The sequence below is a fragment of the Anaeromassilibacillus sp. SJQ-1 genome, from assembly GCF_046693725.1.
In the GTDB taxonomy this organism is placed as follows: Bacteria; Bacillota; Clostridia; order Oscillospirales; family Acutalibacteraceae; genus Anaeromassilibacillus.
In genome coordinates, this window is the sequence record NZ_JBKEIV010000048.1 from 247988 (window position 1) to 261204 (window position 13217).

The window sequence follows — 13217 nt, forward strand, 5'->3', positions numbered from 1 at the left end:
CAATTTCCCCAGTTCTATAAACTGGGATTTACTGTTCTTGTTGAAATATGAAATTATAAATTATATCTGCGGTCTTTTCAGCATTGGAAAAAGAGAGGGGTGCCCCCCGTTTGGGAAAAGATACACGGAAGATTGAGGAAGTATAGACGCCATTTCTCTGTATTCTTCTTCAATGTTGTATCGGCAACTTTCATCTTCTTTACTTCCCATAAATAGGATTGGCGTTTTTAATTCCTCCAATGGCTTATGGAATAGTGGGCGCTTTTCCTCCGCACACTTCAATAATGCTTCTGTATCAAGGTCAACTATCTTTTCCCAGTCTGCGCCTTGACACCATTCGTAAAATTGTCTTGACTGTGTATCTTCTTTCGCCAATTTCCTTTCAGATAAAAGGTTAGCGGAAAAATTTTCATTAAGAGTACGTCCGTCAAAGCTGTCTGCTACGACTGCATGAAACAGGTCGGGGCGTTCCAATGCCGCATTGACTGCCGCCCATGCACCGCCGCTTGTTCCAATAAGACTTACTTTTCCGCATTGTAAATGCTCGGCAAGAGCAATCGTCTGCAAGGCTTCGTCATACCACATATCCGGCGAAAAGTTTTCTACTCGATCTGACTGCCCGTTACCTAAAAAGTCAATTAGAATACATCTAAATTTTTCTGCATACAGCGGCATGAGAAGTTCAGACATTTTAGAGGAAGCCGTATTGCCATGTAAAAAAATAAGCGGTTCGCCTTGCCCGTATTCTTCATAATAAACAGATTTCCCCTGATACTTAAAATATGCCATTATATCACCTCTCTTTTGGGGTTTAGTCAATAAGATAAGTCCCGATCTGTCTTTACTTGCATTATATCATGCTGTTATAAGCATTGTCATTTCCTTTCTGCTTTTGAAACGCTACTTATTATCCTATGTTTTGTAAAGGGTGCTGTTCAGCATTGCTTATGCAACAAGCCCTTGACAAACCATAGCTAATAAGTTTTAAGATAATCAAGCAGAAATGAAATGGTCTGCTATTTCACGGCATAGAAAAAGACACTCTTTTTCAAGTGTCGTTCTTCCATGACTCTGTATTTCTTTGCATAAGTCGTTACATCAAGCTCTTTCATTTGTTGTAATTTCGTTGTAAATGGCTTCTTTTTCTTTTATTTGTTTTATTGATAGATATAGTGTTTATGTGGAGATCCGTAGTTTTTTACTTGTTTTTTATCAAAACAGGCCCAAACGCACTGCGCAGTTCTGTAAAAACCATGTACAAACGAGGGTATCCCAAAAGTCACGAGCTGACTGTAAGGATACCCTCGTTTTTTAGAAACTCAGATACTTTTTTAAATGGAAAGAGGATGCCCTCTCCTATGAATCGAACCATTCGTAGTCCGGGGACATCCTCTTTTTGTGCTGTCTATAAATCTTTGGGGCAGTGCTCTTTGGACGGCCTGCCCGGTCAACTATCTTACCGCAGAATCATTCCCACAAGATCTGCGATAGGGTTATCCCACCGAAACGACACACTGCAGAACCGGCGCTTCCCCTGGCATCTGCGTGTAAACGCCCGTGGAGGAACCCGGAGTACCAATAGCCCAAACGCGGAAATAGTAGTCATTTCCGATCTTTGCCACATACTGTGTCTTGAGCGTGTTGCCATTGCCAACCGTGAAGCTCGGCATCACGGCGCTGCCATTTACCACCGTCATCTTGAAGCAATAAGCATTGCCTCTCTTCAGGACAAACGGCATGGTGGTATCGGAGATCACGGACTTCGCCGCAGGCACTACCGGCGTGGCCGGTGTAACAACTGCCGCCACCGTTCCTTCTCCTGCATAAGAACCGCCGCCGTTCGAAGAGCCACCGCCCTTATGTCCGCCGGAAGAACCTCCGCTGGAAGGCTTGCTTGCATTTTTCACCGCTGTCTCAAGCGCATCCACAAGCGCATCCACCTCGTCCTGCGTTGCCATGCCGTCCGCGAGCAACGCAATCGCTTCCTCCCGCAAGGTTACAACCTTTGCATCTGTATAATCCTTGGTCTTTTCGATCAACTCTTCCAGTTTGGTTGTATCCGGAATCAAGCGGAGTTTCGCCATCGCAACTGCAAGACGGCTGGTCATGGTTTCTACCTCTGCCTGGGCCGGATCGGGCTGCTCCACCAGTTCCTCCGCTTCTGCAAGGATTTCAACAAATTCATCCCACGCTGCATCCTTGATATACTCATCTTCCTCATAAGTCTTTGCAACAGCGATTAGATTTTTGAGGCCATCCAGATCTGCGCCCAGTTCCAAACTGTTCATCGCTTCGATCAGTTGATCCGCCATCTCATCGATGTCTTCCTGCAAGGAGTCCTGTGCGTCATACATCGCCTGCGCCTCGTCGCGAACAACGGTCAAAGCTTCCCAAGAAGCTGCCGTATATAGGGCGGGGTCAAGGCTCTCACAAGCATCCAGCAATGCCTTGAGCAGCGTCATGTCGCCATTCTTGAATTGCAGGCACTGAATCGCATTCAACAGCTTGTTCCACGCACCGTCAATGGCAACTTGATCGGCCGTAGCGCTCTCTGCGATTGCTTCTGCTTCGACGATCGCTTTATCCAACGCTTCTCTTACATCGCTCAATGCCGCATTGTACTCATCGCTTCCCTGCAATTCTTTGGCAATTTGCAAGGTAGTGTTCAGGGTCAGCTTATTGACGATGGTAAAGTCAAAGTGAAGTTTCTGATCTTCATCACCCATTGTGGTCGTATAGGTGTACAAGTTCTTCTCATAGTCGTCCTGGGGTTCTTCATTGACGGAAACGCCCGCAATCTCCCTACCAGAAGCAGCTGGGGCGAAGGAAAGAGTAACCTCATCGCCAGGTGCTACGGTCCCCAGATAGGCGCCTGCCGCATCCAGGATTGCATCCGCATAGCCATCTACTTCCATGGTCACCGAAGGGGTATAGGTAACCATCAGCGTATTGCCGGCTTCCGGTGTAATTGCGCTATCTTCATTTCCCGACGTGGTGAACGCTTTCAGGCAAACATTGCCCAATGCGCCCCACATATCGCCGTCAAAATCGCCTGCTACTTCGATGTTCACACCACTGGTTCCGGGTTTGATGTTCCCTGTCCAATTTCCCTGGTTCTGCGACCTTGGGTCCACGCGCTTGGAATGCGCTGTGTAATTCTCGCCGACCTCATCGAGATCGAGCCAGTCTTGGCCGTTGACGTTGACAAAGCTTTCGCGTGCTCCAATATTGGCGACACAGCGAACATTGTCAAAGTTTCCGCTCATTTCCGTTGCCACCGGGAAAGCCCTGCCGAGCGGGTTCTCCATCGTGACGACAACGGAATATTTCTCGCCTTCTGCAAGGTTGACCCACTGGTCTTCATCCAAGTAGATCGTGTGATAGCCCGGATATGCTTCCGTGCCCGTGATGGGCTCTCTATACGCCTTCGCTGCGCCGATGGGCGAATTTGGATAATCCGGGAGCTGTGTGTAAACCTGAATGGAATATTCTGCATTCGCGTCCGTCGTATAGAAGGAAACCGCCTTCAACGTCTCGTCCTCTGTGGCAGTAAATACATTGGCCATGGATACCGGGGCGTCCTTTTCCTCTGCGCCCACAGACATGCTCCACCCCGTGCCATCGTACTGATACAGGTGGTCGTACGATTCTTCATCAATCGGGGTCTTGTCCAGATTATACTGCATCACTTCGGTAATACTGCCCTCGTCATAGGACATGTAGAACAAGCCGTCATAGGCGTCTCTGCCCCAGCTGTTGCGGATCAGCCAGCCGCCGTCGTGTTCCGGCATTCCAAAGTCATTAGCAAACAGCTCCTTGGGGATATTGTCGTCCCAGCCGACCAGCTGTACCGCATGGTTGCAGTCGCCAAATCCCGAACCAGAGAACTGGGTCTTAACCGGCACGCCGTTGTATTCCACATAATTGTATCCATTGGAATTATAGGAAATTCCCAAGCTGCCGCCTTCCCACAAGGCCTTTTTCACCGCTGTACCGTCCAGGTTGCCGTCGGCGTCACGAGTCGGCAGGTAGTTTGTGCTCTCCAAACGGTACTCCTGATCGAACTGAATATCGGGGTCCAGATCCTCATATTTGTCGGCTTCCGGCGAACCGGTGGACGCCGGATAGGGAAGCTCTTCCTCCAATACTGGACCTACGCCTCTTGCCAGAGTCGCCGCTGCAATAAAGGTGTTTCCGCCGCGGGTATACTCTGCAAATTTCTTGTCTCCGTCCGATTCGTTATACTCAAACGGCAGATAGGTATCGCCTTCGGTGCCGTCCGCGGGATCATCCGGGTTGGCGCGGCCGTGGAAAGCAAAGTAAGCCAGATGGATCGGCGAGAACACAGGCGCGTCCTCACCCATCTCCTCAAATAAATCGGAGGCCATGGCGCCGGTGCCGCTAAATGCCCAACAGGTTCCCCAACCTCCCTGCTGGCGTACTTCCGTTGTCAGTTTTCCGCTCTCAATTGCATTGTAGGCCTCGGGCAATTCCTCATTGTCTGCCAGAGTACGCGCCATTTTCTTGGCAGTTGGAGCAGCGTTCAGCATGTACGACAGATCCATATTGGGGGAGGAATACGAGGACATGGTTTTTCCCATGACCGCTCCCTCCTGCGGTTTTTTGTCCACGGCTGCCGCTGCTGTCGTCCCGGCAAAGGAAGCCGTCAACATGGAACATGCCAACAATACGGACAAGATTTTGTTTGCTGACTTCATAAACTCAACCTCACTTCACAAAAGAATTTAGAAAACATGTGTCAAAACATGCCCTTTCCGATCCGCATTTTGTCTATTATTAGAATCATACTCCTGCGGGAAAAACCTGTCAAGGCTGTTTTGGCTTTGTTTTGCATATACAACAAATCTTCATTGCATCTGTTGTCTAAATTTCCTGCGATAACGGCGTGTTTTTACTATAATTTTCCTTATTTTTGAAGGATTTTCTTTTTCTCTTGCAACATTTCATAAATTCACTAATTTAGCGCACTAAACTTCGTGTAAAAACACAACACTTTACAATAAAAAACTATATAAATCGCCCATGAAAACAACAGGCCCTCGAAGGTTTTTTCGAGGGCCATTGCTTTCAGAGGATTTTCCTAGGATCTAAATGGACATAAAATCATTCTCATGCTCCTACAGACACAACACACTGCAAGACCGGCGCTTCTCCCGGCATCTGCGTATACACGCCCGTACTCTGCCCGGGTGTACCAATCGCGTAAACGCGGAAATAGTAATCGTTGCCTACCTTCGCAACATACTGTGTTTTTAGTACGCTACCGTTTCCAACCGTGAAGTTCGGCGTGGCCGCGCTGCCATTTACGACCGTCATCTTAAAGCAATAAGCGCTGCCCCTCTTCAGAATGAATGGCGCTGTTGTGTCTGAAATCACCGACTTTGCCGCCGTGCCGACCGTTGCAGAAGAACCTACAACCGCTGATGCAATTCCTTCCCCTGCATACGAAGTGTCGCCGCCAGAGCCGGAGGAACTCCCCTTATGTCCGCCAGAAGAGCTGCCTCCACCGGAAGGCTTGTTTGCGTTCTTCATCGCTGTCTCAAGCGCATCTGCCAGCGCGTCAACCTCTTCCTGAGATGCCATCCCGCCTGCAAGCAGTTCAATCGCCTGCTTGCGCAGCGCCATCACCTTTGCATCGGTGTTGCCCTCGGTTTTTGCGATCAAGTCCTCGAGCTTGCTTGTATCCGGAATCAAACGGATATTGGCCATCGCCGTGGTAAGCTCGACAATCATCGCCGTAACATCCTCCTGGGAAGGATCGGTAGAGGCAAGCAGCGCATCTGCCCGTCCCAGAACCTCTTCAAAGACTTCCCAGTTCTTATCCTGAATGTAGTCTTCTGCCTGGTAAGAATGCGCTTCCTCCGCCAAAGCCTGGAGCTGGTCCAGCGCTGTCGCAGGAACCAAATCATTCAGTGCATTCGCCAACGCCTGGGTCATTTCGTCGATTTCCTGCTGCAAGGAATCCTGTCCGTCCAACATCGCCTGTGCTTCGTCCCGCACCACAACCATTGCATTCCAGGAGTCCTGCGTGAAGTCTTTTTGATTGAGGGAATTTGCGATATCAAGCACTGCCTCCAGGCCAGCCATATTGCCATTCTTAAATTGTAAGGCCTGTACAGCATCGAACAGGAACTTCCATGCATCGTCAATTTCTTCCTGGGTAGCCGTCGTGCTTGCAGCAATCTTTTCCCCTTTGGAAATCGCCAGATCCAGCGCCTCCTGTACGTCACTCAACGCTTCGTCATATTCGTCACTCTTCTGGGCTTCTTTTGCCAACTGCAAAGCAGCGTTTAAGGTGATCTTATTGACAATACGGAAGTCAAAATCGATGGACGTATTCTCTTCGCCCATAGTCCATGTATAAGTAAACAGATTCTGACTGTAATCGTCCGTGGGTTCCCCATTGATGGAGACACCGGTGATCTCTCTGCCCGGCACAACTGGAGCAAAGGAGAAGGTCAACTGCTTTCCGGGGACAACTTTTCCCATATAGACGCCCGGCGCGTTGACCAGGGTATCCGCGGAACCATTGACTTTGAGCGTGACGCTCGCGTCATAGTTGATTGTAAGAATCTTTGCCTCTGCCGGTGTAATGGCACTGTCTTCGTTTCCTTCCGTGGTAAATGCCTTCAAGCAGACGTTGGCCAAATCGTCCCATACGTCGCCGTCAAAGTCGCCCGCAACCTCAATGTGCACGCCGCTGGTACCGGGTTTGATGTTCCCTGTCCAATCTCCCTGGTTCTGCGAATTCGGGTCCACGCGCTTGGAATGCGCCGTGTAATTCTCGCCGACCTCCGCCAAATCAATCCAGCTGTCGCCGCCGTCCACGCTGATGAAGCTCTGGTGGCGTTCGATCCCCGCCTGTACGCGGAAATTGTCCAGAGTGGCATTCATTTCACAGGCAACCGGGAACGCCCTGCCAAGCGGGTTCTTCATGGTTACCACCACGGAGTAGTTTTCGCCCTCTTTCAGATTGACCGGCTCATCGAGGTAAACCGTATGATACCCCGGATACTTCTCCGTACCTGTCTGCGGCTCCTCATAAGCCTTGTTGCCGCTGGTTGGGTTATAATTGTTGGTGTTTGTATACACCTGGATGGAATACTCTGCATCTGCATCGGTGGTGTAGAAAGAAACCGCCTTCAAGGTTTCATCGCTTGTCGCGGTAAAAATATTGGCCATGGGTACTGCCGCGGACTTGTCCTCTGCGCCTGCGGACATGGACCAACCGGTTCCATCGTACTGATAGGTGTGGTCGAATTCATCCGCATCCCCTACCTGATACTGGGAAACCTCTGTGATGGTCCCCTCATCGTAGGACATATAGAAATAACCGTGCATATAAGACCAGTCGCCCCAGCTGTTGCGGATCAGCCAGCCGCCGTCGTGCTCCGGCGAATTGCCCTGCGCGTCCTGGAAATACTCCTTCGGGATATTATCATCCCAACCGACAATCTGCACCGCATGGTTGCAATCGCCAAACTCAGAGCCCGTGTAATGTGTCATAATGACCTTATTTCCCTGGCCGTCATCCCCAATCATCGCCGGCTGGTAATCTTCCTCATAGTAAAGGGCCTTTGTCCCGTTGGAATCGTAGGCAACCTCCAGGCTGCCGCCATTTTCCAAGAGTGCCCATTTGATAGCGGTTGTATCCAGTTCTCCGTCCGCATTCCTGGTCGGCAGATAGTCGCTGTTGCTCAGGCGGTACTCCTGTTGAAATTGAATTTCCGGACTCAGATCGAGCCACGGCGTCTTATCCACCTCATAGAAAGGATCTGGATACGGAGCCACTTCGTCCAAAACAGGGCCAACGCCTCTGGCAAGCGTAGCATTGCTGCAGAATGTGTTGCCACCGCCGACATATTCCCGATAATCATCCTCGATCATACTCTCGTCATATTCATAGGGCAGATAGGTGTCCCCATCCGTCTGGTCCGCCGGATCGCCCGGATTGGCCTTTCCATGGAAGGCAAAATAGGCCAGATGGGTCGGAGAAAGCACGGGTGTATCTTCCTCGAGTTTATCATACAGGCTCGAAGCGACCGCGCCTGTGGCGGCAAACGCCCAACAGGTTCCCCAGCCGCCCTGGTCGCGTACCTCTGGGGTGACACGCCCTGCATCCACTGTATTATAGGCGGACGGCAATTCTGTCCGGGCGGCTCTTGAAAGCACATTGGGCTTCACAGTATCCCGCAACATATAGGATGTATCCATCCCCGGGCCGGAATATCCCATGACCGCACCGGTCTCGATCTCACCCTCTACGGGTACGGGCTTGTCCGTCGCTGCAAAAGCGCTCGTCCCTGCAAAGGAAGCTGCCAACATCGAGCAAGCCAACAGTAAGGATAAGACCTTCTTTCCTGTCTTCATAAACTCAACCTCGCTTTGTCTTTGATTTAAACAGAATAAAAACAACTGACGATTCATGTTTATTCATATTCTGTTCATAGGACTGATGATACTCCTGAAAAGATTCTCTGTCAAGGTGATTTGATTATTTTTTGCATATTAATTTGAATAATCCTGCATATACATGTGAAATCAACCATAAATCTGCATCTTATTTTGGGTATTCGGATATTTTTTGCATGCAATTTTTTAATTCTTTCTTTAATTTATCTATTTATCGATTTACTTTAACAAAACCAAGTCACTACTTTGGCAATTTCAGTTGCCGTTTTTATACCAAAGCCCTGAAAAATTATACAAAGAATATACGAATTTTTCGTCGGATTGCCACATCATAAAAATAGTCACGGCGCGCAAAAAGAGGCCGGAGAGAATGCATTCTCTCCGGCCTCTTTGCTTTTTATTCTCCATAGGAACGACGAGTCAGACGTTCCTTTCGCTTTTGCTGTAAGGACTTCCGTTCCGTTTCGGATAACTCCACTGGCTGCTGTTCGGCCTCTCTTTCCAATTCCTCCACAGCTGTACGCGCCACTTTCTGGAGAATCTTCTCCAATTCCTCTTCTGTCAAATGCAACGCGCCACCTCCACCCCTCATACGCTCCTGCTCTTATTATAAGGAAGAAGGGGTAGAAAAATCCAGTGGAATATTTTGTCATCCTATTCCTGTGGTTGCGCTGCTACAACAGCAATGCCCAATTCTTGCAGCTGTTTGGCATCTACATCGGTGGGCGCCTCCGTCATCAGATCGCTTGAGGATGCCACCTTCGGGAAAGCGATCACTTCGCGGATACTATCACAGCCGAGCATCAACATAACCAAGCGGTCCAGACCAAAGGCCATGCCACCGTGCGGCGGAGCGCCGTACTTAAACGCATCAATCAAGAATCCAAAGCGATGCTGCGCCTCCTCTGGAGTAAAGCCGAGTGCTTCAAACATTTTTGCCTGCAATTCCGAGTCATTGATACGCAGTGAACCGCCGCCAACTTCATTGCCGTCGAGCACCATATCATACGCTACCGCACATACAGCGCCAGGGTCCGACGTCAGTTTTTCGATGTCCTCCGGACGCGGCATTGTAAAGGGGTGGTGCATCGCCACCCAGCGTTGTTCTTCCTTGCTGTATTCGAACATCGGGAAATCTGTGATCCAAAGCAAACACGGCTTGCTCTTGTCGATCATATCAAAGCGCTCGGCTAAGTTACAGCGCAGCGCCCCAAGCGAGTCCCACACAACCTTGTTTTCATCGCTGGCAACCAGCAGCAGCACATCTCCAGGTTCAGCCCCCATCGCATCGCGGATGGCCGATACCTCATCCGGAGAGAGGAACTTTTCGTACGAAGAAGTCTCTTTCTCTGCAAGCCTTGTCCACGCCAGGCCCTTTGCGCCATAGGCCTTAATCCATTCGGTCAGTTTGTCGATCTCCTTCCGGCTGAGCGCTTCCGCCTTCCCCTTCAAGTTGATGCCGCGGACCGAACCGCCGCCCGCCAAGGCGCCGGCAAACACCTTAAACTCTGTATTTCGAAGCGAATCACTTAAATCAATTAGCTCCATCCCAAAGCGTAAATCCGGTTTATCTGAGCCGAACCGATTCATTGCTTCGTGCCAGGTCATCCGGCGGAAGGGGGTTTCAATGTCGATGTTCAGCACTTCTTTATAAACACGCTTCATAAACCCTTCGCCGATGGCCATCACATCGTCCTGATCTACAAAACTCATTTCCAGGTCAATCTGGGTGAATTCCGGCTGCCGGTCTGCACGCAGATCCTCGTCGCGGAAGCAACGTGCAATCTGCATATAGCGGTCGAAACCGGAAAGCATCAACAGCTGCTTAAAAAGCTGCGGGGACTGCGGAAGCGCAAAGAAACTGCCCGGGAACACACGGGACGGCACCAGATAGTCGCGAGCCCCCTCCGGCGTGGATTTAATTAGATCCGGCGTTTCAATCTCGATAAAGCCATTCTGGTCAAAGTAGTCGTGCGCCACTTTAACAATCTTATGGCGGCCGATGATCTTGCGCTGCATATCCGGGCGGCGCAAATCAAGATAACGATACTTGAGGCGGGTATCCTCCTTGACATTGGAATCCTCCACGATCTCAAACGGCGGCGTCTCAGACTTCGCCAGGACACGCAGTTCAACGACTTCCAGCTCAATGTCTCCTGTGGGCAGCTCCGGATTTTTTGAGGTACGCTCGCGCACAGTTCCCCTCGCAAGAAGCACAAATTCAGCGCGGGCAGCAAAGGCTTTCTCAAAAATGGCACGATCCGTTCCCTCATCAAATGCCAACTGTACAATGCCGGTGCGGTCCCGCAGATCGATGAAGATCAACTGCCCCAGATCGCGTTGGCGCTGTACCCAACCACAGACGACCACTTCTTTTCCAATATCCGTACTGCGTAGCTCGCCGCAGTAATGGGTCCGTTTCAAACCCGTCATAAATTCCGCCATAGATGGCACCTCCAAAATGATAATCAATTCCTATACATTCGCACCAGCCGTTCTTCCAAATCGTTTTAAGGGGCCGGTTTTCAAACAATTGCAGACATCGCCGCAGAACCAACCGCTCCTGTACGCACAATGGTTGCTCTAAAACGACCTTTTCGATCAGAATGTGAAATCTTCCTGCTCGGTAGAAAGGCAGACATACTGCTCGACAAAGTTCTTGGACAGGTCGATCTCCTTCTTTTCGCCGGTTTTCATATTTTTTAAGACCGCCTTCTGGCTGGCAATCTCGTCGTCGCCCAATACCATACTGTATTTTGCGCCGATCTTATCCGCATATTTCATTTGCGCCTTGAGTCCTCGATCATTTTCATCGCAGGCGGCAATGATGGAATATTTACGCAGGCAGTCCGCCAGCTTGAATGCTTCCACATGCGCCGCCTCTCCCAGCGAAGCAATAAAGATTTCACAGCGGTCCGGTTCCGGCATCTCAATGTTCTGTTTGTTCATCACCATCATTAAACGTTCGATCCCCATGGCGAATCCCAGCCCTGCAAGCGGCTGGCCGCCCATCTCTTCGACAAGCCCATTGTAGCGGCCGCCACCACAGAGCGTGCTCTGGGCGCCGAGATCTCCACTGATAAATTCAAAGACTGTATTGGTATAATAATCCAACCCGCGCACAATCGTCGGATTTACCGTAAATTCTGTTCCCACTGCGGTCAAGTACCGCTGTACGGATTCAAAGTGCGCCTTGCAGTCGTCGCAAAGATAGTCCAAAATCTTCGGCGCACCTTCTGCAATTTCGGAACAAATCGGGCTCTTACAGTCCAAAATACGCATCGGGTTGCGTTCCAAACGCCCCTGACATGTTTCGCACAGTTGATCTTTATACTGCGCAAAGTACGCCTTCAAAGCCTTGTGGAACTCTGCGCGGCAAGTTGGACACCCAATTGAATTAATCTCTAAGCGCAGGTTTTTAATCCCCAGCCGGTCAAATACCCCCTTTGCCAGACCGATCACCTCAGCGTCTGCACTGGGGCTGTTGGAGCCAAACATCTCGACTCCAAACTGATGGAATTCGCGCAGGCGGCCTGCCTGCGTATTCTCGTAACGGTAACAGGTGGTAAAATAGTGCAGCTTGACCGGCAGCCCATTATTGTATAGCGCGTGCTCCAAAAGGGCGCGCACAACGCCTGCGGTTCCCTCCGGCCGCAGCGTGATCGAACGGCCGCCCTTGTCCTGGAAGGTATACATCTCCTTTTGCACCACGTCGGTGGTCTCCCCCACGGAACGCTGAAACAGACGCGTATCCTCAAAGACCGGCGTGCGGATCTCCTGGAAACCGTGCATAGCCGCTTCACTGCGCATCACATCCTCCACCACCTGCCAGTTTTCGCTCTGGCCCGGAAGGATGTCCTGCGTCCCTTTTTGTGCCTTAATCAATTCCATCTGATTGCCTCCCTATTGCATTGTTCGATTCCCCTCGGCGGCGTAAAAAGAAACCCCTCGTCCCCGATGAAAGGGACGAGGGGAAAATCCTCGCGGTGCCACCCTTTTTCAGAGATTCCCTGATCGAAATCTCCCTCAAAGCGCCCCAAAATCCGGTCCCCGCGTGGGGCTTGCGCGTAGCTCGCGGGTGTCTTTCGCCGGCCTTCCATTTGCAGCACGCTCTCAGCTTTGCGCACCTCTCTGTGGCAGGAAAACCGGGTACTCTTCCCGTATCATCGCCGTCTGTCTGCGCTGATACGCAAACAAAAGGAACCGTGTAAGCCTAACGTGATTTTACACGGTTCTGTTCCTTTTATAATTCCAATATGCAACATTAGATAAAATTCTCATATTCCCCAGATACAGCAGCTCTAACTGCTTGTCCATCTGTAAGGACTATCCAGGTCATACTCGCTGGTCAACCCTTCGGATTCAAAATGTTGCGCCAATCGAGATCGCCGCGCTCCAAACCGTGGATCAATACCTCGGCTGTAGCAATATTGGTCGCCACCGGTATATTGTGCATATCACACAGGCGCAACAGATTCATATCATTGGGCTCGTGTGGCTTCGGGTTCAGCGGATCGCGGAAGAACAAAAGCAAATCCACCTCATTACAGGCGATTCGCGCAGCGATTTGCTGGTCGCCGCCCTGCGAGCCGCTCAAAAAGCGCTGGATCTCCAAACCGGTAGCCTCCGCTACCATCTTTCCAGTTGTCCCTGTGGCGCACAGGAAGTGGCGGCTGAGTACGCCGCAATAAGCAATACAAAACTGGACCATCAATTCTTTTTTGGCGTCGTGAGCGATGAGTGCGATGTTCATGTGTATCATTCCTTTCAATAAAACGCACAGG

General features: G+C 50.5%; 7 protein-coding genes. All 7 read right to left on the minus strand.

Features of this window, described 5'->3' with window-relative positions:
• Nucleotides 1-60 precede the first annotated feature (60 nt).
• The 7 genes from ACGCCZ_RS14750 to ACGCCZ_RS14780 all read right to left on the minus strand — a co-directional run bounded on the left by ACGCCZ_RS14750 (nt 61) and on the right by ACGCCZ_RS14780 (nt 13186).
• On the minus strand, nt 61-789 hold the full coding sequence (locus tag ACGCCZ_RS14750; RefSeq protein ID WP_411656400.1) for an alpha/beta fold hydrolase: 729 nt from the start codon (nt 787-789) through the stop codon (nt 61-63).
• 704 nt (nt 790-1493) lie between these two features.
• Entirely contained in the window at nt 1494-4718 is a 3225-nt protein-coding gene (locus ACGCCZ_RS14755) for a lectin like domain-containing protein (RefSeq protein ID WP_411656401.1), read from the minus strand.
• A gap of 412 nt (nt 4719-5130) precedes the next feature.
• On the minus strand, nt 5131-8391 hold the full coding sequence (locus tag ACGCCZ_RS14760) for a lectin like domain-containing protein (protein WP_411656402.1): 3261 nt from the start codon (nt 8389-8391) through the stop codon (nt 5131-5133).
• 439 nt (nt 8392-8830) lie between these two features.
• Complete coding sequence (locus ACGCCZ_RS14765) at nt 8831-9025, minus strand: hypothetical protein (protein ID WP_152918403.1); 195 nt, start codon at nt 9023-9025, stop codon at nt 8831-8833.
• A 62-nt stretch (nt 9026-9087) separates the two neighbouring features.
• Nucleotides 9088-10878 (minus strand): aspartate--tRNA ligase, encoded by a 1791-nt coding sequence (gene aspS / locus ACGCCZ_RS14770; RefSeq protein WP_411656403.1) that lies wholly within the window; start codon nt 10876-10878, stop codon nt 9088-9090.
• A 156-nt stretch (nt 10879-11034) separates the two neighbouring features.
• A complete protein-coding gene (gene hisS, locus ACGCCZ_RS14775) occupies nt 11035-12324 on the minus strand; it encodes a histidine--tRNA ligase (protein WP_085531267.1) in 1290 nt (429 codons plus the stop codon).
• A 457-nt stretch (nt 12325-12781) separates the two neighbouring features.
• The gene (locus tag ACGCCZ_RS14780; RefSeq protein ID WP_054324610.1) at nt 12782-13186 is read right to left on the minus strand and encodes a methylglyoxal synthase; all 405 of its coding nucleotides are present in this window, start codon (nt 13184-13186) and stop codon (nt 12782-12784) included.
• Between the last annotated feature and the right edge of the window lie 31 nt (nt 13187-13217).

What these genes read in the sequence shown, in the direction of transcription:
- ACGCCZ_RS14750 (WP_411656400.1), bottom strand. Translation starts at nt 789, where the DNA reads ATGGCATATTTTAAGTATCAGGGGAAATCTGTTTATTATGAAGAATAC.
- ACGCCZ_RS14755 (WP_411656401.1), bottom strand. Translation starts at nt 4,718, where the DNA reads ATGAAGTCAGCAAACAAAATCTTGTCCGTATTGTTGGCATGTTCCATG.
- ACGCCZ_RS14760 (WP_411656402.1), bottom strand. Translation starts at nt 8,391, where the DNA reads ATGAAGACAGGAAAGAAGGTCTTATCCTTACTGTTGGCTTGCTCGATG.
- ACGCCZ_RS14765 (WP_152918403.1), bottom strand. Translation starts at nt 9,025, where the DNA reads ATGAGGGGTGGAGGTGGCGCGTTGCATTTGACAGAAGAGGAATTGGAG.
- aspS (WP_411656403.1), bottom strand. Translation starts at nt 10,878, where the DNA reads ATGGCGGAATTTATGACGGGTTTGAAACGGACCCATTACTGCGGCGAG.
- hisS (WP_085531267.1), bottom strand. Translation starts at nt 12,324, where the DNA reads ATGGAATTGATTAAGGCACAAAAAGGGACGCAGGACATCCTTCCGGGC.
- ACGCCZ_RS14780 (WP_054324610.1), bottom strand. Translation starts at nt 13,186, where the DNA reads ATGAACATCGCACTCATCGCTCACGACGCCAAAAAAGAATTGATGGTC.